The organism is Archangium violaceum Cb vi76 (genome assembly GCF_000733295.1).
Taxonomy (GTDB): domain Bacteria; phylum Myxococcota; class Myxococcia; order Myxococcales; family Myxococcaceae; genus Archangium; species Archangium violaceum.
In genome coordinates, this window is the sequence record NZ_JPMI01000004.1 from 1 (window position 1) to 24132 (window position 24132).

Annotated in this window: 24 protein-coding genes and 1 tRNA gene; 18 read left to right on the forward strand and 7 right to left on the reverse strand. The window is 69.2% G+C overall.

What is annotated here, in order from left to right; genetic code table 11:
- Window positions 1–109: 109 nt before the first annotated feature.
- A complete protein-coding gene (gene truB / locus Q664_RS00580; RefSeq protein ID WP_043388719.1) occupies window positions 110–1009 on the reverse strand; it encodes a tRNA pseudouridine(55) synthase TruB in 900 nt (299 codons plus the stop codon).
- A 37-nt stretch (window positions 1010–1046) separates the two neighbouring features.
- Here truB and Q664_RS51380 point away from each other — a divergent pair, with 37 nt between their 5' ends.
- From Q664_RS51380 to Q664_RS00600, 4 genes are all read left to right on the forward strand, one after another.
- Window positions 1047–3296, forward strand: coding sequence for a sensor histidine kinase (locus Q664_RS51380; RefSeq protein WP_084609442.1), 2250 nt, complete (start codon window positions 1047–1049; stop codon window positions 3294–3296).
- A 14-nt stretch (window positions 3297–3310) separates the two neighbouring features.
- Window positions 3311–3384: transfer RNA gene (locus Q664_RS00590), tRNA-Gln, on the forward strand.
- Between the two features lie 28 nt (window positions 3385–3412).
- Window positions 3413–3946, forward strand: coding sequence for a non-proteolytic archaemetzincin-like protein (locus Q664_RS00595; protein ID WP_043388575.1), 534 nt, complete (start codon window positions 3413–3415; stop codon window positions 3944–3946).
- A gap of 104 nt (window positions 3947–4050) precedes the next feature.
- Window positions 4051–5016: a TolB family protein gene (locus Q664_RS00600; RefSeq protein WP_052517503.1), complete on the forward strand. Its 966-nt coding sequence runs from the start codon at window positions 4051–4053 to the stop codon at window positions 5014–5016.
- Between the two features lie 168 nt (window positions 5017–5184).
- On the opposite strand, the gene Q664_RS00605 is transcribed toward Q664_RS00600, so the two are convergent.
- A complete protein-coding gene (locus tag Q664_RS00605) occupies window positions 5185–7380 on the reverse strand; it encodes a (Fe-S)-binding protein (RefSeq protein ID WP_043388577.1) in 2196 nt (731 codons plus the stop codon).
- A gap of 574 nt (window positions 7381–7954) precedes the next feature.
- Between Q664_RS00605 and Q664_RS59865 the strand changes: the two genes are divergently transcribed.
- From Q664_RS59865 to Q664_RS00615, 3 genes are all read left to right on the forward strand, one after another.
- A complete protein-coding gene (locus Q664_RS59865; protein WP_198956278.1) occupies window positions 7955–8116 on the forward strand; it encodes a hypothetical protein in 162 nt (53 codons plus the stop codon).
- Window positions 8117–8296: 180 nt separating this feature from the next.
- Window positions 8297–9724 carry an AAA family ATPase gene (locus tag Q664_RS00610; RefSeq protein WP_043388578.1) on the forward strand — a complete coding sequence of 476 codons (1428 nt, stop codon included), beginning with the start codon at window positions 8297–8299 and terminating at the stop codon, window positions 9722–9724.
- Between the two features lie 172 nt (window positions 9725–9896).
- Window positions 9897–11135 (forward strand): vWA domain-containing protein, encoded by a 1239-nt coding sequence (locus Q664_RS00615; RefSeq protein WP_043388580.1) that lies wholly within the window; start codon window positions 9897–9899, stop codon window positions 11133–11135.
- A gap of 66 nt (window positions 11136–11201) precedes the next feature.
- Here Q664_RS00615 and Q664_RS57205 read toward each other — a convergent pair whose 3' ends face one another.
- Window positions 11202–11534: a hypothetical protein gene (locus tag Q664_RS57205; RefSeq protein ID WP_152621827.1), complete on the reverse strand. Its 333-nt coding sequence runs from the start codon at window positions 11532–11534 to the stop codon at window positions 11202–11204.
- Window positions 11535–12022: 488 nt separating this feature from the next.
- On the opposite strand from Q664_RS57205, the gene Q664_RS00620 reads away from it, so the two are divergent.
- Window positions 12023–13183, forward strand: coding sequence for a helix-turn-helix domain-containing protein (locus Q664_RS00620; RefSeq protein ID WP_043388581.1), 1161 nt, complete (start codon window positions 12023–12025; stop codon window positions 13181–13183).
- Between the two features lie 3 nt (window positions 13184–13186).
- The gene (locus Q664_RS00625; RefSeq protein WP_043388583.1) at window positions 13187–13714 is read left to right on the forward strand and encodes a PIN domain-containing protein; all 528 of its coding nucleotides are present in this window, start codon (window positions 13187–13189) and stop codon (window positions 13712–13714) included.
- Window positions 13715–13890: 176 nt separating this feature from the next.
- Here Q664_RS00625 and Q664_RS00630 read toward each other — a convergent pair whose 3' ends face one another.
- Complete coding sequence (locus tag Q664_RS00630; protein WP_200883641.1) at window positions 13891–14436, reverse strand: GNAT family N-acetyltransferase; 546 nt, start codon at window positions 14434–14436, stop codon at window positions 13891–13893.
- A 169-nt stretch (window positions 14437–14605) separates the two neighbouring features.
- Here Q664_RS00630 and Q664_RS00635 point away from each other — a divergent pair, with 169 nt between their 5' ends.
- Window positions 14606–16858, forward strand: a complete 2253-nt coding sequence (locus Q664_RS00635) for a protein-disulfide reductase DsbD family protein (RefSeq protein WP_084609443.1) — start codon at window positions 14606–14608, stop codon at window positions 16856–16858.
- A gap of 54 nt (window positions 16859–16912) precedes the next feature.
- Window positions 16913–17500 carry a thioredoxin family protein gene (locus Q664_RS00640; protein WP_043388586.1) on the forward strand — a complete coding sequence of 196 codons (588 nt, stop codon included), beginning with the start codon at window positions 16913–16915 and terminating at the stop codon, window positions 17498–17500.
- Window positions 17501–17566: 66 nt separating this feature from the next.
- Here the strand turns inward: Q664_RS00640 and Q664_RS00645 are convergent, their stop codons facing one another.
- The 3 genes from Q664_RS00645 to Q664_RS55960 form a co-directional block, all read right to left on the reverse strand.
- A complete protein-coding gene (locus Q664_RS00645; protein ID WP_043388731.1) occupies window positions 17567–17923 on the reverse strand; it encodes a helix-turn-helix transcriptional regulator in 357 nt (118 codons plus the stop codon).
- A 124-nt stretch (window positions 17924–18047) separates the two neighbouring features.
- Window positions 18048–18926, reverse strand: coding sequence for a Uma2 family endonuclease (locus Q664_RS00650; RefSeq protein WP_043388734.1), 879 nt, complete (start codon window positions 18924–18926; stop codon window positions 18048–18050).
- A gap of 232 nt (window positions 18927–19158) precedes the next feature.
- Window positions 19159–19362 (reverse strand): RCC1 domain-containing protein, encoded by a 204-nt coding sequence (locus Q664_RS55960; protein ID WP_235216500.1) that lies wholly within the window; start codon window positions 19360–19362, stop codon window positions 19159–19161.
- Between Q664_RS55960 and Q664_RS00655 the strand changes: the two genes are divergently transcribed.
- From Q664_RS00655 to Q664_RS00685, 7 genes are all read left to right on the forward strand, one after another.
- Window positions 19355–19711, forward strand: coding sequence for a hypothetical protein (locus Q664_RS00655; RefSeq protein WP_043388589.1), 357 nt, complete (start codon window positions 19355–19357; stop codon window positions 19709–19711). The genes Q664_RS55960 and Q664_RS00655 overlap by 8 nt on opposite strands.
- A gap of 262 nt (window positions 19712–19973) precedes the next feature.
- On the forward strand, window positions 19974–20207 hold the full coding sequence (locus Q664_RS00660; protein WP_043388592.1) for a hypothetical protein: 234 nt from the start codon (window positions 19974–19976) through the stop codon (window positions 20205–20207).
- 4 nt (window positions 20208–20211) lie between these two features.
- Window positions 20212–21465 carry an aromatic ring-hydroxylating oxygenase subunit alpha gene (locus Q664_RS00665; RefSeq protein ID WP_043388593.1) on the forward strand — a complete coding sequence of 418 codons (1254 nt, stop codon included), beginning with the start codon at window positions 20212–20214 and terminating at the stop codon, window positions 21463–21465.
- A 5-nt stretch (window positions 21466–21470) separates the two neighbouring features.
- Window positions 21471–21941, forward strand: coding sequence for an aromatic-ring-hydroxylating dioxygenase subunit beta (locus Q664_RS00670; protein ID WP_052517520.1), 471 nt, complete (start codon window positions 21471–21473; stop codon window positions 21939–21941).
- 16 nt (window positions 21942–21957) lie between these two features.
- Window positions 21958–22953, forward strand: coding sequence for a ketol-acid reductoisomerase (ilvC, locus tag Q664_RS00675; RefSeq protein ID WP_043388595.1), 996 nt, complete (start codon window positions 21958–21960; stop codon window positions 22951–22953).
- Between the two features lie 98 nt (window positions 22954–23051).
- The gene (locus Q664_RS00680; protein WP_052517505.1) at window positions 23052–23465 is read left to right on the forward strand and encodes a hypothetical protein; all 414 of its coding nucleotides are present in this window, start codon (window positions 23052–23054) and stop codon (window positions 23463–23465) included.
- A 196-nt stretch (window positions 23466–23661) separates the two neighbouring features.
- Window positions 23662–24126 carry a hypothetical protein gene (locus Q664_RS00685; protein WP_043388597.1) on the forward strand — a complete coding sequence of 155 codons (465 nt, stop codon included), beginning with the start codon at window positions 23662–23664 and terminating at the stop codon, window positions 24124–24126.
- Window positions 24127–24132: the final 6 nt, after the last annotated feature.

Genomic DNA, 24132 nt, shown 5'->3' on the forward strand with positions numbered 1-24132 from the left:
TGCCACGCATCCCAGGTTGAACCCCCTGTCCCCAGGGTGGGCCACGGATTGAAGAACGGGCACGGATACCCTCACCCTGACCCTCTCCCGGAGGGCGAGGGGACAGTGCTCACACCCCGGGCCACAGCGGGGTCGTGGTGCGCAGCGCTCCATCCTGCTCACGCAGCAGTGCCACCAACCGGCCGCGCTGAAGGGCGAGCACGGGTGCTTCCGGATCCGGGAACCCCTCGGGCAGGCGCCAGTCCGGGGGCCGCACTTCTCCGCTGGGAATGGAGCGCCCGTGCTTGAGGTCGTTCACCTCGTCGCCCGAGATGACACGGGAAGAACACCAGGGCAGCACCGCGGAGCCGTGCAGCCAGACGCGCCCTCCCGGGCCCGGGTCCTCCCAGGGACCGATGTCGGTACGGTGCAGCCGTGACAGGTGCGCCCCACAACCCAGCGACCGGCCGAGGTCCCGCGCGAGCGCTCGCACGTAGTAGCCACCGCGGCAGGTGATGCGCAGGCGGCTGCGGCGGGGCAGTTCATGCGAGAGCCAGCGCGCCTCGTGGAGATAGACGCGCGAGGGAGGAAGCTCCACGGCCTCGCCCCGGTGGGCCTTCTTGTACGCGGGCTCGCCACCTACCTTCTTGGCGCTGGTGGCGGGTGGCACCTGCTCCCTCCAACCAAGGAAGGGAGCGAGCGCGGCGTTTAGAATATTGTCCGACAGGACAGACGTATCACCTTCATGGGTGACCTGGCCGAGCAGGTCTCCGTTGTCCGTCTCCACGCCCCAGATGACCTCGGCCTCGTAGGTCTTCGGCACGGCGTGCAGCAGGTCCATCAGGTGCGTGGCCGGGCCCGCGAGCAGGAGCAGCAGGCCCTCCGCGAATGGATCGAGCGTGCCGCCATGGCAGACGGGAAGTTGTTTGCGCGTGAGGCCCGCCGCCTCCACTTCGCCCATGAATGTCCGCACCAGGGCGAAGCTGGTGGTGCCCACCGGTTTATGGGCCAGATAGAGGCCGGGCTTCATGCGTCGGGGTCCTCGGAAGTGCTTCTGGATGTAGCGCATGCATACCTTTATTTCCGGGGATGACTCGATGGTGGAAATGGGACGGGACAGGGCGGGCGAGTCACGGGCGGAGGTGTGGGGCCGTGCCTTGCTGCTCTTCGCCGCCTTCTGCGGGTTGAAGGCGCTCAGTGCCTTCTTCGTCTTCCCTCCCCTCGAAAGCGCCTCGGTGTGGCTCCCCAGCGGGTTGACGCTCGCCGTCTTCCTGCGCGCGGCCCCGCGCCGCTGGCCCGTGTACCTGGCCGCCGTCTTCGCCGCGGAAGTCATGTTGGTGCCCCTCTATGGGGACCCCTTGGACATGGCCCTGCTCTGGGGACTGGGCAACTGTCTGCGCACGGTGGTGGGAGCCGGGCTGATGCGGCGCTGGTTGGACGGGCCGGTGACGTTCTCCCGGCCCCGGGAAGTGGTCGCGCTGCTCCTCGCGGGAGGGCTGCTCGCTCCCCTGCCTGGTGCCACCCTGGGGATGGGAGCCGTGGCGCTTCTCGGCCCGGGGCCGCTGAGCACCGGGGACTTCTGGCACGGCTGGCTGGGCTGGTACCTCTCGGACGGGCTGGGGGCGGTGCTGTTCGCCCCCCTGCTGCTCACCTGGCGCACTCCGCGCCCCGTGCCCCGCCGCCCACTGGAGGACGTGGAGCTGGTGGGGATGATGCTGCTGTTGGCGCTCGTGGCCCATCTCGCCTTCGGCCTGCCCGAGCCCCGGGGCATCCTCATGTCGCTGCCCTACCTGTGCCTGCCCTTCGCCCTCGCGGCGGCGCTGCGGCTGGGCCCCCGGGGCGCGGCCACCGCCGCCATGGTGCTTGGGCCCCTCGCCGTCTGGCACACCGCGGCCCGGCGCGGGCCCTTCGGGGTGATGGACGCCACGCTCCCGGAGCGGGTCATCTCCGTGCAGCTCTTCCTCGCCGTGGCGGGCCTGTCCACCCTCCTCCTCGCCGCCATGGCCTGTGACCGCCGGCGCGTGGAGCGGGAGCAGCGGCTGCTGGCCGAGTCCGGCGCGGTACTCGCCGAGTCGCTCGAGCCCCGGGAGACGCTGCCGCGTATGGCCCGGCTCCTCGTGCCGGAGCTGTTCTCTGGCTTCGCCGTGTGGCTGTTGGAGCAGGACGGGAGGCTCGTCCCGGTGGCGCGGCTGGGGCTCTCGGAGGAGGCGGAGGGGCGGCTGCGAGAGGACATCCGCCAGCTGTCCGAGCCCTCCCGGCGCCGGCTCGGCCCCGAGGGCGCCTCGGTCCTGGCGCGCATCCAGCACCAGGGCCGCCTCCTGGGGGGGCTGGCGCTGGTGCGGGCCGGGCACACCCACGTGGCCCGCTCGCGGATGATGGCCTTCGCCGAGGACCTGGCCCACCACTGCGCGCTCGCGGTGGAGAACGCGCACCTGCTCGGGCAGTTCCAGTCCGCCATCCACGTACGTGACGAGTTCATCACCGTCGCGGCCCACGAGCTGCGCACCCCGGTCACCGCGCTCAAGCTCCAGCTGCAGAACCTGCAACGCCCGCTGCGCCAGGGGGCCGCCAGTGAGTCCGTCCTCGCGCGCTTCCAGGCGGTGTCCCGGCAGGTGTCGCGCCTGGGGCGGCTGGTGGAGGGCCTGCTGGACGTGGGGCGCCTCAACACCGGCCGGTTGCCGCTGGAGCGCGAGCCGGTGGAGCTCGGTACCCTGGTCCAGGACGTGGTGGAGCGTTTCTCCGAGGAGCTGGGGCGCGCCGGTTGCGAGGTGGTGCTGTCCCTCCAGCCGCACGTCACCGGCATGTGGGACCGGGAGCGGCTGGAGCAGGCCCTGGGCCACCTGTTGGGCAACGCCGTGAAGTTCGGGGGGGGCCGGCCCATCCGGCTCCAGGTGTCCCAGTGGGACGGCACGGCCCGGCTCGTGGTGGAGGACCAGGGCATCGGGGTCTCCCCGGAGGCCCTGGAGCGCATCTTCGGCCGCTTCGAGCGGGCGGTGCCCGCGCGGGAGTATGGCGGCCTGGGGCTCGGCCTCTTCCTCACCCGGCGGATTGTCGAGGCCCATGGCGGCACCCTCCACGCCACCAGCCAGCCGGGCGAGGGGGCCACCTTCGTCCTGGAGCTGCCCGCCTCCCCCCTGGGCACCTACCTGCCCGGCCCCTCCCCCTGGCCCCACCCCCCGCCCGCCGGCTCGTACCCACGTGAAGGACGGTCGACATCGGGGCGGCCGCCCCCTCCCCCCGCTGTCTTCCAGCCAACCGATGTACGGAAATGTTTCCGACCGCAACTGGATGGCATACAATCCGGTGTCGAGCTGTAACCGTGCGATCTTGCTGGGGCGTCGTCTAAAGGCAGGACGTCAGACTTTGAATCTGATCATCAAGGTTCGAATCCTTGCGCCCCAGCCACCCTTCTTCCCTCGAGGACGGTGGACCGATGCCGCAGCCGCAGAAGGTGCTCCTGCTGGTCCCCATGGGGAGCCCGACCCCGGTGCTCCTGAAGGAGCTGGAGGGCCCCATCTCCCTGCAGCTCGGCCTCGCCTCGGTGGTGAGCAAGGCCTTGCTGCCGGCGCCGGCCTACGCCTTCAACAAGGACCGGAGCCAGTACCACTGCAACGCCATCATGCGCCGGCTGGCGGGGATGCTGGAGCCCGGGCAGTCCATGGTGCTGGGCGTCACGGACGTGGACCTCTTCGTGCCGGACACCCCCTTCGTGCTGGGTGAGGCGGACCGGGAGTCCAAGAGCGCGGTGATGAGCCTGTTCCGCCTGCGGCAGGGCGCGGACGGTGAGCAACTGCGGCGCCGGCTCCAGGTGGAGGCCGTGCACCAGGCGGGGCACCTGCTGGGCCTGTCCTACTGCGAGGACGCCCGCTGTGTGATGTTCTTCGCCCAGACGCCACAGGACTGCGATCGCAAGCAGATGTCGCTGTGCAACAACTGCCGCAACGAGCTGAACAAGCTCACCCGCTAGCCTCGCCGGCCGTCCGCGCGCGTCCGCTCCCCACTCGTGTTTGAATGCCGCGCCCGCATGGACGTCTCCATGCGCGGGGCCGGAAGGAACAGGAGCACGAGCGTATGAAGCTGTTGCGGATTCTCGGGTTGGCGGCGGTGGTGGGCCTGTCGGGGTGTGATGGCTTCACGCTGGACCCGGATGGTGGTGGCGGTGGTGGCGCGGGTGGCACCTTCAGCCGTGGCTTCGTCTTCGTGCGCACCGGCACCAGCGGCCGCAACCTGTACGCGGTGGACGACAACGGGGACCCCAACTCCCCGCTGCAACTCACCACCCAGGGCAACGCGTACTACCCCACGGTGTCGCGCAACGGACGCTCGGTGGCCTTCGTGTTCCGCTCCGGCTCCGCGTCGGAGCTTCGCACGGTGCCCACCACGGGCACGGGCCAGCCCTCCACGGTGTTCTCCAGCGCCAGCACCGCCTGCTCGGGTTGCAGCAACTTCCGCTTCCCCGCCTTCAACCCCAGCGGCAGCACCATCGTCTTCACCCTGGACCAGGGCGGCTACGCGAAGCTCGCCCGGGTGAACGCGGACGGCAGCAGCTTCCAGCTCCTCACCAACGGCAGCCCCTACGTCTACGGCGCCGCCTCCTACTACCCGGATGGCCAGTACGTGCTCGCGTCGGCCGGCTACACCGCCAGCCAGCTCAACTTCCTCGTGAAGGTGGGCGTGGCGACCGGCTCCATCGACGTCGTCTCCTTCAACCTGGGCAACACGGCGCAGGTGGTGGCGACGCGCCCCGCGGTGTCTCCGGACGGCACCAAGGTGGCCTTCGATGGGCGCACCAGCAGCGGCACGCAGATCTTCGTGGCGCTGCTCGGGCAGACGCTCACCAACGTGACGCAGCTGTCGTCGCACACGGGGGAGTCCGGCGTCCAGGACACCTGGCCCAGCTGGCGCGGCAACACCGAGGTGGCCTTCCTCTCCAACTCGGGCGGCAATGACAACGTCTACCGCCTCGGCATCGCCTCCACCGGCGCGGGGACCCTCGTGGTTCCGGGCGCCATGGAGCCCTCCTACGGCGGTATCTGAGTTTCTCGTTGGATGAACGAAGGCCCGGGACCCTCTGTCGGGGTCTCCGGGCCTTTGTGTTCCAACTCGGGGTCCTCGACACCCTCACCCCGACCCTCTCCCAGGGGGAGAGGGGATGTTGCTCGGGGTTGTTGATGGGTGCTCGAGTGGGCTGGTGGAGTGGGGCAACTACTCGGGCTTGGCGTTCACGGCGACGCTCGGCGCCACCGTGCCCGTTCCCTGCTTCACCTCCAGCGCATCCGCCACCAGCTCGGTGATGTCCTTCACCTTGATGCGCTCCTCGCGGCCCGTGTCGTTCACCGCGTCGTTCAGCATCGTCGAGCAGAACGGGCACGCCACCGCGACAATCCCCTTGCCGCCCGGCTCCTTGTACTCGCCCACCAGGCCCGGCTTCTTCCTGTCCGTCGCGTCCGGGTACGGCGTGCTGGGGTCCTCCGCGTGCTTGAGCGTCAGCGCCGCCTCGTTCAACCGGTTGTGGTTGATGCGCGTGCCGATGTGCTCCTCCATCCACATCCGCCCGCCACCCGCGCCGCAGCAGAAGCCCTCGCGCCCGCTGCGCTGCATCTCCACCACCTCGAGCCCCGGAATCGCCTTCAGCACCTCGCGCGGCGCGTCGTACACCCCGTTGTGCCGGCCCAGGTAGCACGGGTCGTGGTACGTCAGCTTCTGGTTCATCACCGCGGAGAGCTTGATGCGCTTGTCCTTCAGCAGCTCGTTGATGAGCTGCGTGTGGTTGATGACCCGGTACTCACCGCCGAACTCCGGGTACTCGTTCTTGATGGTGTTGAAGCAGTGCGGGCACTGCGTAATCACCGCCTTGACGCCCATCGCGTTCCAGCTCTCGACGTTCGTCTTGGCCATCGTCTGGTACAGGTACTCGTTGCCCAGGCGGCGCGCCGTGTCGCCGTTGCACATCTCCTGCTTGGACAGCGTCGCGAAGCTCACCCCCGCCTCGCGGAGAATCTTCACCAGCGCCCGGCTCACCTTCTTCTGCTTGTCGTCGTAGCTGCCCGCGCAGCCCACGAAGAAGAGGTACTCGTACGTCCCGCCGTCACCCCACGTGGGCAGCGCCAGGTCCTCCGCCCACTCGTCGCGCCGGTCCTGCCCCAGGCCCCAGGGGTTGCCCTGGCGCTCGATTCCCTCGAACACGCGCTGGATTTCCGCCGGGAACTCCGCCTTCACCTGCACCTGGTAGCGGCGCATGTCGATGAGCCGCGGCACGTTCTCGATGAACACCGGGCACGCCGTCTCGCACCAGCCGCAGCTCGTGCACGCCCACACCGTCTCCGCCTTCAGCGCGCTCCCGATGATTTCAGGCAGCGGCTCCACCGTACCCGACGGGCCCCGGCCCTCCTCCACCCACATCTCGTGCTCCCAGATCCAGTGCTTCAGGTCCTGGTTCACGCCCTTGTGGGTGAGCGGCTTGCCCGTGATGTACGTGGGGCAGTGCGTCTGGCAGCGGCCGCACTCGGTGCAGGAGTACAGGTCCAGGCCCTGCTTCCAGGTGAGGTCCTTCACCGTGGCCGCGCCGAACTCCTCCTTCTCCAGGTTGGGCGTGGGCAGCTTCGCGCTCTGCGTGTTGCGCTGGCCCTGGCCCAGGCGGAGGAAGAAGACGTTGAAGAGGCCGGTAATCACGTGGAAGTGCTTGCCCACGGGCAGGAAGTTGAGGAACGCCAGGACGATGGTGAGGTGGATCCAGAAGCCCGCCACGCCCAGCACGTGCGCCGCGGTCCAGCCCAGCGGCTTCATGGCCATGCCCACCAGGCTGGTGACCGGCTCCCACCACACGAAGTTGCTCGTGGCCAGCGGCATCGTCTGCTCGCGGGGCACCATGTGGCTGCCACCGAAGAGGAACTCCGTCACCATCAGCCCCGAGATGAAGCCGAGGATGAGGTAGGCCTCCCACGAGGGGCTCATGCGGTCCGGCTTCACGCTGGCGCGCATGTAGACGAAGTAGGCCGCGCCCAGCAGCGCGCCGGCCGCCACCAGGTCCTTGAGCAACAGGTAGACACGGTAGAGGCCGAGCAGCGCCGGGTACGCGCCCCAGAAGGGGTCCGTCAGGTCCGTGAGCACCACCAGGGCCGTCTCGGAGAAGCCCATCACGAACAGCATGATGGTGCGCACCGCCAGCACCATGAACGCCGCGAAGATGAACACGTGCATGAGGCCCGGGGTGAATTCCTCCCGGTCCACCATGCGTTTCTGCCCCAGGCCGAAGCTCAGCAGCGCGGTGGCTCGCTGGGGGAGGTTGTCCAGCCGGTTCTCGTGCTTCATCGCCAGCAGGACGCCGATGCGTCCGGCCATGGTCATGACGAAGATGGAGACTCCGACGGTGAGGAGGAGGCCTGTAATGATGGGACTCATGGCGGTTCGGTGAACCTCGCGATGGGGCGCGGTGGGGAGGTCCGGATGCCGCGCTGCGGCACTGCTGTCACCCTGCAACCCTAACAAGGTTGATTCGCGAATCAAGCACCTGTCCGGGACAGGCGTCGCGGTGTTTCTACTCGGGGCGAAGCCCGCACGTACCTCAGGCAGGTCAACGTTGACAGCGCGAACGTGCCTCTCCTCCCGATAGCGGACTCGCGCCGTTCGAGGACCTGCTCCTGCTCGCCTGGCCGTCCCCCGGCCGGGCCCGGATGCGCAGGAGCTGAAAACACGGCCCGCCCGGTCCCTCGAAGGGGGTGCTCCGGGCGGGCTGCCACAAGAGGCTGTGTAAAAGCAAGCAGGCGTGCACTACACGACGTAGTTGGCTGCTTTGAGGCACAAGGGCTTTACAAGACGTCCCACAATGGCCAACCTGGACGGTAAATCGGTCAACGCGTTGAACGGGGCACCACATGGGGTGGGCTCCAGGTGACCGAGAGGGGGGCGCGCGTGTGAGGCGTCGAGCCCACGGGCCGGCGACCTGAGGCCACACGAAGAGCGCCCAGGAGGAGCCATGGTGCACGACGACACGACGTACCTGGACGATGAGGGGCTGGCCTACGTGGTTCCGGGCGGTGAGGACGATGAGTCGGGAACCATCATGCCGGTGAGGGTGACGACCGGCGGACGGTTGTGGGGGGCGGACGAAGCGTACGGCGGGTACGACGCCGAGTAGTGCCATGGCCCCCGCGTCCAGGGGATGAGACGCGGGGGCGCGAGTGTGACGCGGAGGGACGCGTCTCCCTGTCGAGCCGGTGCCTGGCACCCGTTCCGGGGATGGAATCCGCGGCTCCGTGTATCTTCACCCCACGTGGGTTCTCCGAGCCAATCGAGCGCAAGTGAAGCGGTCCCCCCGGTGCATCCCGAGGAGGAGCTCGCGCGCTTCGACCGGCTGCTGCCCGCCCTGAAAGAGGCGTACCAGCTCCACCACGGCAAGGCGTGGACGGCCGCGGAGCTCGGCGCGCTGTCGGGCCTGCCCGCGGTGGAGGTGGCCCGCACGCTGGAGCGGTTCGCCCCGGAGCTGGAGCTCGCGGAGGTGCTCTTCGGGGAGGACGGAGGCCTCGTCGACGCCATCCAGCTCTCGCCGGCCGTGCTGGAGACGGAGCCCTTCGAGGTGGTGCGCGCGCGGCTCGCGGCCCAGGGCCCGCTGGAAGCGCCCCTGCGGCTCACGCACCTGCGCGTGGATGGGTACCGCGTGCTCGAGGGCCTCGACGCGCGGCTCGGCGCCCTGACGGTCCTCACGGGAGAGCCGGGCTCGGGCAAGTCCTCGCTGCTCGACTGCCTGGCGCTGCTCGCTTTCGCGGTGGAGCATCCGCTGCCTCCGGGCGTGGATCCGCGCGGCACCGGCCAGCGGCTGTTCCACGCCGGCGCGCCCGAGCGGCTCCACCTGTCCCTGCGCGTCACCAGCGGCTCCGGCCACGCCTTCCGGTACTCGCTGGGCCTGGGCGGTCCCGAGAGCGCCCCCCGTGTCACCTCCGAGCGCTTCGCCTGCGTGCGGGCGGACGCGAGCGGCCAGGAGTCGGAGTCGTTCACGTTCTTGGATTTCGAGAATGGCCGGGGGACGAGCCGCACGGTGAGCTGGACGACGCCCCGGCCCCGGGTGCTCGCGGCGTCCCACGTGCTGCCTCCGGACAGGCTCGTGCTGCGCGGGGACCTGGAGCCGGCCCTGCGTTCCGTGGCCAGCTTCCGGGCGTTCGTCTCGGGCTGGCGCTTCTACCCGGGCTTCGACGTGTCGAGGAGCGCGGCCCTCCGGCGGCCCGTGCTCTCGGAGCCCGAGCCCCTGCTGGCGGCGGATGGCGCCAACCTGAGCGCCGTGCTCTTCCACCTGATGGTGGAGCACCCCGAGCGCTGGCGCGAGCTCGAGGCCACCCTGCGCGAGGCCTGGCCCTCCTTCCACTCGCTCTCGGTCAAACCCCGGGGCGGGCCGGGCACCGTGCTCGGCGTGTGGCGCGAGGCCGGCGCGGGGGGCGAGCTGACGCTGGCGGATCTCTCGGACGGGACGTTGCGCCTGCTGTGCCTGGCGGCGCTGTGCCTGTCGCCCCGGAAGGCGCCGCTGGTGGGGCTCGACGGGCCCGAGCTGGGACTCCACCCGCGTGTGCTGCCGGTGCTCGCCCGGCTGCTGCGGCGCGCTTCCACCGAGACCCAACTGCTCGTGGCCACGCAGTCGCCCGCGCTCCTGGCGGGGCTGCCCGCCGAGGCGGTGGGCTTGATGAAGCGGGTGGAGGGGCGCGCGGTGTGGGAGCCCGGCGCGGGGCCGGGTGGGGTGGAGGGGACCGGTTCTTGAGGTTTCGCGGAGTGTCCGGGTCCTGCATTCCGGGAGCGGGTCCTCGAGTCCGGCGGACGAGCGTGGGAATGGGCGCGCCTTCGGGTTGCGGCCGTGGGGGCCAGTGGGGCGATACTGAGGGGACGCGGCGGTACCGGGGCACACGAGCGTGCCTCGCACGGAGGATGAAGCAATGAAGCTGACGGCCTGGGCGGTCGAGCGCGATGGTGAGCGCGGCCGGGATGTACATCTGCTCGTCACCGTGGAGGCCGAGTCGGACGCGCCGCGCGCACCCGTGGCGATGAACCTGGTGTTGGACCGGAGTGCCTCCATGCGGGGCGCGCCGTTGGCCGCGGCGGTGGAGGCGGCGCAGTTGCTCGTCGAGCGCGCGGGGCCGAAGGACTACCTGGGGCTGATGGCGTTCGACGGGGCGCCGGAGCAACTGGTGCCGATGAAGCTGATGGACGCGGAGGCGCGCACGGAGCTCTCCGAGAGCCTCTCGGCGTTGCAGGCTGGCGAGGGCACGGCGCTGCACGAGGCGGTGGACTCGGGGGCGGCGGCGGTGCGCCGGCTGTTCATCCCGGGGGCGCGGCCGAAGATGCTGATGCTCACGGATGGCGAGCCCTCGGTGGGCCCGCGCTCGCTGGCGGACTTCCGCACGTTGGGCTCCAAGGTGGCCGAGTCCGGCATCACGCTGCACGCGTTGGGACTGGGGCGGCACTACCTGCCGGAGATTCTCGAGGCGCTCACGGCGCCCGCGGGCACGGGCTTCACGCACGTGGATGATGCCGAGGGCCTGCCGGTGGCGGCGGCGGCGCTGGTGGCCGAGCTGTTCGGCGAGGTGGGGACGGACGCGCGCGTGTTCGTGAAGCCGATGGGCTTCACCGAGCTGCAGTGCCGTCACCGCTACATGGCGCGGGTGGAGGGAGATGCGTTGAACGTGGGGCTGGGCTCGCTCTCGCACGCGTTCGCGCGCCGGGCGCTCTTCACGGGGCGGCTGGAGCTGGCGGACTGGTCGCTCGGGGTGACGACGACGTGGACGGAGAATGGGGACACGCGGCGGGTGGCGGTGCCGGTGCAGCGCGTGTTGCCCGACAGCCCCGAGGGCCGTTTCATCCGCGCGGTGGGGACGGAGTTGGAGCTGGTGGCGGCCGAGTCGTCGGCGTGGAAGTCGCTGGTGCGGCGCAACCCGATCGCCGCCGAGCAGTCGCTGAAGGTGGCGGAGGAAGCGCTGCGCGAGCTGGTGCGGCTGGCGGTGGAGGCGGTGCCGGCGAAGCGACACGTGGAGCGGCTGGCGGACTTGAAGGTCGCGGTGGGCCGGCGCGCGGGCGAGCTGCCGGCGCTGATGGTGCGCCGCGCCCGGGCCGCCGACGCGCACACGGGACTGAGCATCATCCAGCCCGCCATCCCCTTCCGGAAGGCGGGGAACTGAGCGGCTCCTGAACGGGTCATCCGGCGCAACCGCTCCGGCTAATGCATCTCGAGAGCGCGATCCCAGTCATATAACTGCCCGATCAGATCCGCGGTGCATTCGCCGGAGACCCGCGCAGATGCGCGTGCATCGAGCATGGCGAGGCGCTCGCGTTGGAAGGGAGAGATCGGCCAACACCTTCCGGTGCTTCAAGCTGCGCGAAGAGGAGAGTGCGCGTGGCTTCTGCCGGAGGATGGCCTCGATGCAGTCCTCGCGTGTTGCATGCGCCATGCGCTCGGCGGCCCAGCCGCAGGCGGCCATCATCAGTTCATCCAGCGTGTGCGCCGCTCCCAGGTGCTTGAAGAGGTAGCGCACGGACTGGAGCGGCACCCTGAAACGCAGCACTGCCCGCAGTCGCACCGCCGTGTGCTCCGCGCTCTCCGGGCCCGTTGAGCGAATGGCGAAGTACAGCGCGCCCCAAGCAGCTTCACGGAAGAACGCTTCATAGGCATCCCAGTGCCCTGGCGGTGGGGTGGTAACGCGCGGGGAGGTATCAACACACGCGCGCAGCGTCTTCGGTGACAGGCTCGTAGCGCTCCCCCTGAGGGCCCCTTGGGGTTCGAGTGAGGTCGGCTAAGTTCTTGAGATTACTGGGCTGAGGAACTCCTTCGTGTTCACTGGAGACTGACCGATTGCGTACCAATTACGCACTGTGCTTTCCCGATGGGGGAGGTATGGCCGGAACATTGTGAGGTCTCTGCCAGCTCCCCTGTCCTCAGTCTGTTAGTGGCGGACGTCCTACAGACCTTCCTGCAGTGGCTCTGTTTGGATGCCCGGAATCCAACGGAGAAGGGCGGTGGCTGCTTGCCACGAGACAAAGGAAATGGTCGGGGTCCAGGCAGGCGTGCATGAAGTCGTGCTATTTGGCGAAGATGTGCTATTTTCGCACTATGGCAAAGGAGTGGTTGGATACATGGCAAGAGCTGGGGGCGCGCTTGGCGGAAGCGCGGAAGACAGCGCGCCTGAGCCAGGCGGACTTGGCCGCAGCGGTACAGCTCGACCGGACTGCCATCACGAAGGTGGAAGCAGGTGAGCGCAAGCTCGATGCTCTTGAGCTGTCGCGCCTCTCGGAGGTCTTGAAGCGACCCATCGAGTGGTTTCTCACCCCGTCACCTCCCGCGATCTTGAGTCGGCGAAAGGGCCGCGACTTCGAGGGAGATTCACAAGCAGACGTGTTGTTGGAAACCCTTGCTCGTGACGTGAACCTCCTGGTTGAGCTGAAGACCCTCACTCCACCCTCGCCCCCGCGTCCGAGGAAAATCGATTCCGTTGTGAGCGCTGAAGCAGCGGCGCGAGAACTTCGACAGAATCTGGGCCTCGATACTGGACCCATTTGGGATCTCCAAGCCATTGCAGAACAGGTAGGTCTCTACGCCTTCAGCTTGGACCTGCAGGAAGAGTCTCTTCATGGTTCCTACCTGCGACTTGAGCGAGGTGGTGTCGCTGTCGTGAACGGGCGTGCTCAGTCGGGCCGTCGCCGGTTCACCTTGCTCCATGAACTCGGCCACCACGTTTACTCTGACGATGTCTCCTCGGAGTGGATCATCGGATCGGATGGTGATGACCGGGAACGGCTCATCGACGCGTTCGTCATTCACTTCTTGATACCAAGGGAGGCGGTGCGCTCGCGCTGGCCGACGCTCCTTGAACAGGGCGATGAGCGCCAAGCCGCTATCTCGATCGGAGTGCAGTTCGGCGTCAGCTGGACGGCGGTTGTCGGGCACCTTTGTAGCCTCGGATTCATTGATGACGGGATGCGTGCGAGATTGGAGGTGGAGCGCCCCCGCAGAGCGGATTACCTTGAGGGAGGTTTGAGCTTGCGTGAGGAACTGGCGCCCCCCGCTATTCCTCCTCGCTTCACTCAAGCTGTCGTGCGTGCTTACAAGGGGCACAAGGTGAGCGCCGAGAGGGCGCTGCAATTGTTGCGTGGCACTGTTGTTGCCACTGAGCTCCCTCCCGAGGATCAAGTGCCAGTCGAGTCGATGCTCTCGCAATTCGAGCTGGACTGACGCATGGCGGTCTTCGTGTTCGACAGTGCGCCCCTGAGCTGCTTCGCCAGGGCAAAGAAACTCACGTTGCTCGAACAACTCACGTCTGGTCATGAGCGGGTGACGACCCGTGCCGTACTTGAGGAACTCGACGCAGGTGTGCGCGACTATCCCTTGTTGCAAGAGGTGCACACACTGGAGTGGCTCCGGATCGAGCCCGTGGATGGGCTGCCAGAACTGCGGCTCTTCGCTGAGTACGCACGGCCTCTTGGCGCAGGGACGCACAACATTGGCGAGGCCACGGTGCTTGCCTGGGCGGAGTTCCATCGTGCCACCGCGTTCACTGATGACGAGGTCGCGGTCCAACTTGGCCGCAAGCGAGGCGTCACTGTTCGACGAACCTTGGCGCTCGTGGCGGAAGGTGTGAAACGGGGCTTGCTCTCGGAACTTGATGCCCAGGTTCTCGCGGATGAGTTGGTGGGAGCAGGTGCGCGCTTTCCCTTCGGCCCTGGCGCATTCGTTGCCTGGGCCAAACGACACGGCCTATTGTAGGACCAAGGGGAGGAGTTCAGCTCGGCACGGACTTCGTGGGTTTCCTCACTACCGACAGGTGGAGCGCCTACGAGTGGGTGGACCTGGGGCTGCAGCAGTTGTGCTGGGCTCTTCTCACACGCAACTTCCGGGGCTTCATCGACAGGGGGAGAGGCGAGGTGGCCCTCGCGGCGGGCTCAGCCGAGCGGGAACCGCTCGCGCACCGGGCCCTGGCGCCACTCCGCCGCCGTGATGCGGAGGAGGACGTGCGGCAGGTCCGCGTGGGTGATGTCCCGCTCGTAGCGCATGCCCAGCTTCTCCATCACGCGCCGCGAGGCCTTGTTGGTGGTCAGCGTGAAGGCCACCACGTCCTCGAAGCCGAGCCGCTCGAAGCCCACCTCCAGCGAGGCCGCGGCCATCTCCGTGGCGAGCCCCTGTCCCCAGGACTCGAAGCGCAGCGCGTAGAGCAACTCGAGCTCCTCCTGGCCCTCCACCGGGTAGTGCCGGAGACCGCAGTGGCCGATGAGCCGTCCGTCCGCGGGAGCACGCCACATCCAGACGCCGAAGCCATGGCGCGCCCAATGCTCCAGGATGGCGTCGAGATCCCTCCGGAGGCGCTCCTCGGGGCGTAGCCCACCCAGCGTGGCCGCGACCCGGGGGTCCTGGCGGAGCTGGCACCACTCCAGGAAGTCCCCGGGGCCCGGCCGCTCGGCGAGCATTCGAGCCGTACGGAAGGTATCCACCCACATCACCCCAACCCTCCCCCTGTAACCTGGGAATGGCGGCCCGCGTATCACCCGTACCACCAGGGCGGGGCCGTTGGGGAATGCCTGCCCGCCTGGAGGGTTGAGGAGAGCCCATCCACGGGCATCCGGCTGGCGAACGGCGGGCCGGTGGGTTAACGGGAGGCGCATGAAGCAGCGGGTACGACGTTCGAGCTGGGGAGCCCTTCTCTTCCTCGCGGTGCTGGGGCTCTGCCTCGGCGCGGCCGAGGCCCGGGCGCAATTGCCTTCCACGGCCGTGGCCAGTGGCGCGCCGGACGAGGGCAATGACCGGGTGGAAGCCGCCCTCCTGACGGACGTGGCCCAGGTGAAGGCGGGAGACGCCTTCCGCGTGGGCGTGCGCTTCCGGATGGACCCGGGCTGGCACATCTACTGGAAGAACCCGGGCGAGTCGGGCCTGGCCTCCGAGGTGACGTGGGACACGCCGGGCACCACCGTGGGCGAGCTGCAGTGGCCCGCGCCGTCCACCTTCCGCACCTCGGACGGCTACATCACCACCTACGGCTACGCGGAAGAGGTGCTCCTCTTCGCGGATGCCCGTGCCTCCGAGAAGGCCGAGGGCTCGCTGCAACTGTCGGCCGCGGCGGACGTGCTGGTGTGCGAGGTGCACTGTCTGCCCGCGCAGCTCATGCTCACCCGCAACATCTCCGTGGGCCCCGAGACGCGGCCGGACGCCGAGCATGCGCTCGTCTTCGCCGCGGCCCACGCGCGCGTGCCCGTGGCGCCCGAGAGCTCCGGCCACGCGGTGACGCTCGCGCTCGACACGAAGCCGCTCACCGCCGGCCAGCCCTTCACCGGCACGCTCACCGTGACGGGCCCCCGGGGTCAGCCGGTGCCCGCGGTGGACAAGGACTTCTTCGTCCCCGAGCGCATCCCCGGCATCGCGCGCCTGGCGCTGTCTGCCGTGGCGGGCCGTCCCGGCACCTTCAAGCTGGAGGGCCAGGCCGCTCCGGACGTGCCCGCGCAGGAGCCCCGCTTCGCGGGCGTGCTGCACCTGGGTTCCTCCGCGCTGACGGTGAGCCTGCCCATGGCCTCCGTGGTGGCCGCCGCGCCCGGCGCTCCCGTGGCCGCCGCGGCGGGGAAGCCCGTGGCCGCCCAGGCGTCCGCGGTGGCGGCCCCGCCCGTGGCCGCGGAGTCCTCGCTGTCACTGGGACTGGTGCTGCTCTTCGCCTTCCTCGGGGGCGCGCTGCTCAACCTCATGCCGTGCGTCTTCCCGGTGCTGGCCCTCAAGGCCTACGGTTTCACCCGCACCGTGCACGCCGAGCGCGGCCAGGTGGGACTGCACGCGCTGGCGTACGCCGGTGGCATCGTGGGCTCCATGCTGGTGCTCGCGGCGGTGGTGCTGGCCCTGCGCGCTGGCGGCAGCAGCGTGGGCTGGGGCTTCCAGTTCCAGGAGCCGCTCTTCGTGGCCGCCGTGGCCGCGGTGCTGGTGGCCTTCGCGCTCAACCTCTTCGGCGTCTTCAACGTGGGCACGGACGGCACCGCGCTGGTGGAGAAGGTGGACTCGAGCCACGGCTTCGCGCGCAGCGCCGGTGAGGGCGTGCTGGCCGTGGTGCTGGCCACGCCGTGCTCGGCGCCGCTGCTGGGCACCGCGGTGGGCTTCGCGCTCGCGGCGGGCCCGGCCACGGTGCTGGCCACCTTCCTCATGCTGGGCCTCGGTCTGGCGCTGCCCTTCTGCCTGCTGGTGCTCGTGCCCGGGCTGACGAAGCTCCTCCCCAAGCCGGGCGCGTGGATGGAGCGCGGCAAGCAGCTGCTCGGCTTCGCGCTGCTGGGCACCACGGTGTGGCTGGTGTGGGTGATGGGGGGCCTCACGGGCGTGGACGGCATGGCGCGGCTGCTCGCCTTCCTCGCCGTGGTGGGCCTGGGCGCGTGGCTGTACGGCCTGGTGCAGGGAGACTCGGGCGGCCGCAAGGCGGCGGGCGTGGCGGCGGTGGTGGCCATCCTGGTGGTGGGCGGTGTCCTCTCGCTGCGCTTCGAGGAGGCGGGCCCGGCCGTGCGCAAGGCCTCCATGGTGGCCGAGGCTCAGCCGTGGGACGAGACGGCGGTGGCCGCGGCGCTGAAGGCGGGGCAGCCCGTGTTCATCGACTTCACCGCGGACTGGTGCCTCACCTGCAAGTTCAACGAGCGCACGGTGCTCACGCGCGAGGACGTGCGCGCCGCCTTCGCGCAGCACAAGGTGGCCTTCTTCGTGGCGGACTGGACGCGGCGGGACGAGCGCATCAGCGCGAAGCTGGCCGAGTTCGGCCGCGCGGGCGTGCCCATGTACCTGGTGGTGAGCCCCGCGGCGCCCGACAAGCCCGAGGTGCTTCCCGAGCTCCTCACCGCCGATTCCGTCACCGACGCCGTGCGCCGGGCGGCCGAGCGGGTGGCCGACGCGCGATAGCCACCGCCCACGAGTTGTTTCTTCCGCAGTCCCCTCACCAGGAGCGCAGAGCGAATGAAGCCTTTCTTCACCGCAGTGGCCCTCGCTGTGATGTTGCCCGTGGCGGCCCTCGCCGCCGACACCGCCGAGGTGGGCAAGCCCGCTCCGGCCTTCACCCTGAAGGACGAGGCCGGCAAGGAGCACACGCTGTCGCAGTACAAGGGGAAGGTTGTCGTGCTGGAGTGGACCAACCCGGGCTGCCCCTTCGTGCAGCGCCACTACACGGCCGACACCATGCAGAAGACGTTCACGGGCGTGGATGCGAAGAAGGTGGTGTGGCTGGCGGTGGACTCCACCGCGAGCAACACGCCGGACAAGTCCGCGGCCTGGAAGAAGACCGAGGGCTTCACCTACCCGGTGCTGCAGGACGCGAGCGGCACGGTGGGCAAGGCGTATGGCGCCAAGACGACGCCGCACATGTACGTCATCGATGAGCAGGGCGTGGTGCGCTACGCGGGCGCCATCGACGACGACGCTCGCGGCAACAAGAAGGGGGGCACCACCAACCACGTGAAGACGGCGGTGGACGCGCTCCTGTCCGGCAAGCCCGTGCCGACCTCCACCACCGAGCCGTACGGCTGCTCGGTGAAGTACAAGAGCTGAGCCCTTTCGCCGTGACCATGAGGCCCTCGTTCCCGGAAGGGGACGGGGGCCTTGCTATTGGGAGGCTCAGTCGCGGCGCCGGACGTGGGAGATGAGGCGCCTCAACGTCCGCAGCCAGGAGGCACCCAGCTCTCGCACCGAGTGGAGCAGCCGCCTGCTCCGTGACGAATCCCGCTGGGAGGGCGGCGGAGGCATCCACGCGGAGTCGATCCCGAGCAGCTCATTCGAGGGGACATGCAGCACCAGACTCAGGCGCCGCAGGGTGATGATGCTGGGGAGCAGCGACCCTCGCTCGATCCGGCCGTACACCTCCTCGTGAAGCTCGAGGCGCTCGGCCACATCCGATTGTGAGAGACCTGCTCGCAGCCGGGCTTCGCGGGCCGTGTCGCTGAGTGTCTTCGAGAGGAGATTCTGCTCGGTCACGTTCCACCCCAAAGGAGCGATGCTCCACCATGGGTTGCCAGACACATCGGGGAGCGTTGAGGTGGCAACCCGCCTACGTCGTGAGTCCGTATAGGAGCATGACTTTTCCGGTCATGCAAGCGCGCTATGGCCCACGTTGTTTGAGGCGCTCCAGTTCGGCCAGGGACTCCGCGAGGCGCCGCTCCAATCCCTCGCGCCGCTGCGTTTCCTCCTCGCGCCGCCGTGTTTCTTCCGCCAGCCGCTGCTCCGTTTCCTGGCGCAGTCGCTCCGTTTCCTGGCGCAGCTGCTCCGACTCCTCCAGCTGACGGGCATCCGCGTCCGCTCGCTGCTGCAGCCCCTTCATCGTCTCCCGCATCCGGTCGATGAGCTCCTCGTACTCGAGCAGCAGTGCGCTCCCCGCCCAGAAGCGCAACCGCCCCTCCTCCACCTGCAGCTCCAACCCCAGCACCTCCGAGCTGAACCGGCCTCCCTCCGAGGCAATGGGGACGTACTCCCGCGCCTCGGGCGAGGGCAGCCGGTACCCGTACAACCGCTGTCGGGCCCGGTCGTAGATGAAGTATTCGGGAATGCGCACCCGGGCGTAGCGCTTCACGTTGTACTCGGCGTCCTTCTTCCGGTCGCCGCCGACGTGGACCTCCAGCACCCAGTCCAGCCCCTTGCCCTCGTGGCTCACCACCCACTTGCTGCGCAGGTGCGGCTCCGCGTCCAGGACCACCACCAGATCCGGCGCGAAGCGGCGCTCGGCGGGGTAATACACCGGCAGCTCCGAGCCCACGTACACCCGCCGCTGTTGCCGCGAGAAGTACCCCTTGAGTGCCTGCAACGCGCCCATCTTCGCCTGGGAGTGCAGGTCTCCCTCCGGCATCGCCATCTCGTCCCACGTCACCTCCCCGGGCAGCTCCTCCACCACCCGGGCCCTCTCCGCCTCGCTCATCCTCGCCCACTCTTCCCGCGAGGGCGCCCGGGGATGGACGTCCTCTCGCGTCTCGTCGTCGCGTGCCATGTTCCTCAGGGTGCGGCACATGACCTGTCCGGTCAATCTCCCCGACGCAACCCCATGAGCAAGCGGTGGGCCAGATGACACAGGCACACCGCTCCGAGTGAGCGAGGGCTCGGAGCGAGCCGCTTGTCGTCCCTTCCCGGGCCGGTGTGTCTCACACCCTGGATGCTCGAACCCTTGGAGAGCGCAGCTCGTTCCGAGCCCTGCGACCCGGACGCTCCCCGCTCCCTCGTGCTCAGAGCCGCAGCACGGGGATGGGCGAGAAATGAGAGGACAGCGACGGCTCCCCGAGCTGGCCACTGTTGTTGTTCCCCCAGGCCCACAGCGTGCCATCCGCGCGCAGGGCGAGAGCGCCGTTGGAGTCGGCCAGCGCCACCACCCCGCTCAGGCCCGGTACCTGCGTGGGGGCATGCTCGGAAGCCGTTGATGCCGTGATCAACGCCCGGAAGGAGATGGAGGCGGGTTGCCACCTTTACGACAACCAGCTCCTGCTGGATGCGCTCAAGCTCCAGGCCCTCGCGAAGAAGAAGGGCCGGAACAAGCTGCGTCCGCATTACAAGGCGGTGCTCGAGGCGTACGAGGCCGAGTTCGAGCGCGGGCAGGGTCTGCGCAACCGGGAACTCATCGCCTTCTTCGACACCTACGTTCACGACTCCCTGGCGGGGTTCGCCAAGGACGCCACCCTGCCTTCCGATCCGCGGGTCATCTACATGGGCGGGGATGACAAGCTGCAGTACGCCATGAACCCGCCGGCGGGACGGGGTCTGCCGGCCACCGCCCTGGGCTGAGTCCCTGGTGTGGCCGGGCGCGGCGGGCGCCACGTCTGGCCGTGCCATGGCCGAGGGCTGGCCACTCCGCGAGTCAGCTGTCGGAATGAATTCGCGCTTCACAGGTGCATTCCCGCCTGTCTGACCGGCTCTCGGACGAGCGGAGGGCGAGCGGCGGGGCGTGTGCTGGTCCCTTGTCGGGTGGCGGGACGCTTCGGACCTTTGCCTCATCACCGGGCCTCGTGCGGTGGCGCGCGAGGCTCCTCTGAGATGGGAGCGAGCGATGGCGCAGAATCAGGGCCGGCCGGACAAGAGCACCCAGAATCCACGTGCGGACGAGGATGCGGAGAACCTGCGGAAGCAGGCCCGGCACGAAGAGGAGGTTAAGCCGCGTCGTGACGCGGCGGACGCGGAGGTGGGCGCCGACGGCATCCAGAAGAAGGGCGTCGGTGGCTACGGCGCGGATGATTCGAGCGTGAGCAAGCGTGAGTCGCCGCCGCTGAAGGACAACGACTGAGCGCATGCCGACCCCATCCGCGGAGTCCTTCTGGCCCTGGCCCGAGGGAGACACGGCGCATGTACCGTACCGTGTCTTCACGGACCCGGAGCTCTTCCAGCGCGAGCAGGAGCGCATCTTCCAGGGGCCCACGTGGAGTTACGTGGGTCTGGAGGCCGAGGTGCCGGAGGAAGGCTGCTTCCGCACCACGCACATCGGAGACGTACCGGTCATCCTCTCGCGCTCGAAGGACGGGCAGGTGCATGTGCTCATCAACCGCTGCTCGCACCGGGGCGCGCTGGTGTTGCACGAGGCTTGTGGTCAGCACAAACGCTTCAACTGTGTCTACCACCAGTGGGGCTACGACCCGGACGGGACGCTGCGCGCGGTGCCCTTCAAGAATGGGGTGGAGGGCCACGGGGGCTATTGCGGCGTGGACATGGACATGAAGGCGTTGAGCCTGCGGCGCCTGCGGGTGGAGGTGCTCAACGGGCTCGTCTTCGCGAGCTTCCGCGAGGACACGCCGCCGCTGCGCGAGTACCTCGGAGGCGTCTGGCCGCAGCTCACGCGGGTGTTCGATGGGAGGAAGCTGCAGGTGCTCGGCTACCTGCGCCAGCGGGTGCGGGCCAACTGGAAGCTCTATTTCGAGAACGTGAAGGACCCGTACCACGCGGGCCTGCTGCACCTCTTCGTGGCCACGTTCGGGCTGTTCCGCTCGACACAGCGGGGCGAGACGCTGGCGGAGCCGAGCGGCTGCGGACACCTCGTCTCCTACAAGGGCGGCGCGGAGGAGCACCGCGAGGAGTACGAGCAGCAGGGAATCACGACGTACCAGAAGGGCTACCGGCTGCGCGCGCCCGAGCTGATGCGGAAGCTGCCGGACTTCAGGGACGACATCGCGGTCTCCATCCAGACGATCTTCCCGAGCCTGGTCATCCACCGCATCTCCAACAGCATCGCCACGCGGCACGTCCTGCCGAGGGACGTGAACGACTTCGATCTCATCTGGACGCTGCTGGGGTACGCGGATGACACGGTGGAGCTGCGCAACCAGCGCATCCTCCAGGCGAACCTGGTGGGGCCCTCGGGGTACATCTCGCTGGAGGACGTGGAGGCGCTGGAAATCGTGCAGCGGGGCATCCAGGGCGAGCGGGGGGACGCGGCGTTCGTGGCACTCGGGGGGACGCAGGTGCAGTACGGCGAGCCGGAGCGGGACCTGGCCAACGAGACGGCCATCCGAGGCTTCTGGAAGACGTGGCGCACGTTGATGGGAGTGTGACGAGCATGGGGGACCCGACCATCCGCTGCACCGTGGAGGACCTGCTCTACCGCTACGCCGAGGCGCTGGACGATGGCGAGTTGGAGCGCTGGCCGGCGATGTTCCTCGAGAGCGGGCAGTACCGGCTGATACCGCGGGAGAACCACCAGCGGGGGCTGCCGGTGAGCCTCATCCTGTGCACGAGCCGGGCGATGATGGAGGACCGGGTGGTGGCCATCCGCAAGGCCTGTGTCTACACGCCACACGTCTGCCGGCACCTGCACACGAACGTGCGGGTGGGCGAGGTGGAAGCGGGACACGTGGAGACGCGGGCGAACTACGCGGTGTACCGGACGACGGAGGACGGCGAGACGGTGCTGCTGAGCGTGGGGCACGTGGAGGCGCGGGTGGCGCTCGGGCCGGAGCCCCGCTTCGAGCGGATGGACGTGGTGTACGAGACGTTCCGGATACCGGGGCTGCTCGTGTACCCGATTTGAGCGAGGGGGGAGCCGGATGGCGCGGGTGTTCTACGACGCGGATGCGGACCTGGGGCGGCTGAGCGGGTTGACGGTGTCCGTGTATGACTATGGGAGCGTGGGGCGGGCGCAGGCGTTGAACCTGAGGGACTCGGGAGTGCGCGTGGTGGTGAGCGAGCGCCCGGGGACACCGGCGGCGGCGCGTGCGGAGGCGGAGGGCTTCGAAGTGGTGGAGGCGGTGGAGGCGGCGAAGCGCGGGGATGTGTTGGCGCTGCTGGTGGCGGACCTGGCGCAAGCGGAGCTGTTCCACCGGGCGGTGGAGCCGAACCTCACGCCGGGGAAGATGCTGCTCTACTACCACGGCTTCGCCATCCACTACGGGCTGGTGCGGCCGCCGGTGGGGGTGGACGTGGTGATGATCGCGCCGAACGGCCCGGGGGACCTGGTTCGCAGGACGTACGTGGAAGGGCAGGGAGTGCCGTGCCTGGTGGCGGTGAAGCAGGACGCGACGGGGCAGGCGCTGGAGCGGGCGTTGGCGTACGCGAAGGCGATGGGAGCGACGCGGGCGGGGGTCCTCGAGACGAGCTTCCGGGAGGAGACGGAGACGGACCTCTTCGGGGAGCAGGCGGTGCTGTGCGGAGGCGTCACGGAGCTGGTGCACGCGAGCTACGAGACGCTGGTGGATGCGGGCTACTCGGCGGAGGTGGCGTACCTGCAGGTGTTGCACGAGCTGAAGCTGGTGGTGGACCTGATGTACGAGCACGGCATCTCGGGGATGCGAGAGCGCATCAGCGACACGGCGGTATACGGGGACCTGACGAGGGGCCCGCGAGTGGTGGACGAGGCGGTGCGAGCGAGGCTGAAGGACATCCTGGTGGAGATCCAGGACGGCCGCTTCGCGAAGGAGTGGGTCGCGGAGAACGAAGCGGGCCGGCCGAACCACCGGAGGCTGCTCGAGGAAGGCAGACGCCACCCCATCGAGGAAGTAGGCCGCCGCCTGCGAGCGATGATGCCGTGGTTCCAGAAACCCTAGGGTCTTGCCCGTGTGTGTCCCCTCTCCCCCTGGGAGAGGGCTAGGGTGAGGGTATCGAGGCCGTGCACTCGGAGGGCCTCCCGAAAGGAACAGTGCCCATGGCTGGAATCCGCGAGGACTACATCGAGCGAATGATCGAGCGGCTGGTGGCGGCGCTGGCGGCGATCCTCAAGGCGGGCAAGAGCCAGAAGACGGAGGAGGCGCTGGACCTGGTGCACCAGACGAGCCTGTCGCTCTTCGGGATGGAGTACCGGATGCTCATCACCATCGACGCGGGCTCGGTGGCGGGGCTGCTGGAGCATCCGGAGAAGCTCAAGGCGCTGGTGAAGCTGGTGAGCGCGGAGGCGGAACTTCTCCAGCAGCGCGGAGACACGGAGGCAGTGGCCCACCGGCTCGGACACGCGCTCGCGCTGCTCCAGGAGGCGCAGCGCAGGAGGAAGAACCCCGACCCGGAGACGGAGGAACTCCTGCGGGACGTGCGGGACAGACAGACGCGGCTCGATGCGTCGTAACTCGTGGACGACCCTCACCCCAGCCCTCTGCCAGAGGGAGAGGGAGGAAGCGGGGTGTACCGGCTGGTACAGCGGGGTGTCCCGGATGGTGCACGCTCCGGTAGCGGACAGGCTGCCTCCAGGGGGACCCGCGTCCGGCACGGAGAATGCTACGCTCCGGGATGCGCCTTTCCCGGTGCGCGTCGTGGAGGCATGAATGCGCGGGCTCCTCATCCTCGCCGTCTCGTTGTGGGCCGCGGGCGCCATCGCCGAGGAACCGTCGCGCCGTCAGGAGCCCCGGGCCGCCATGCTCGAGGCGCTCGAGGCGCAGGCCACGCTGCCGGCGCAGCTCCCCCGTCTGCCGGATGAGTCCTCTCCGGTGGCCGAGCAGGCCCGGGACACCGCGGCCCAGGGTGCTCGCCGTGACGCGGCGGCCCGTACCCGCGGTGAGGCCGCCGACAAGGCTCGCGGCGAGGCCTCTCGGCAGGCCGCGCGGACGCCTCCGGGGCGGAGCCTCGAGGCCGCCCGGGCCGCCGCGTTGGGCGCCGCGGGCGGAGGCTCGGAGGCGCAGGATGCCGCGGGGCGCTCCCGCTCCGAGCACGTGCGCAAGAACAAGGATCCCAAGCCGGACAGCCCGGGAAACGGCCGGCCGAAGGAGCCGGGAGCCCTCCGCGGTCCGTGATAGAAA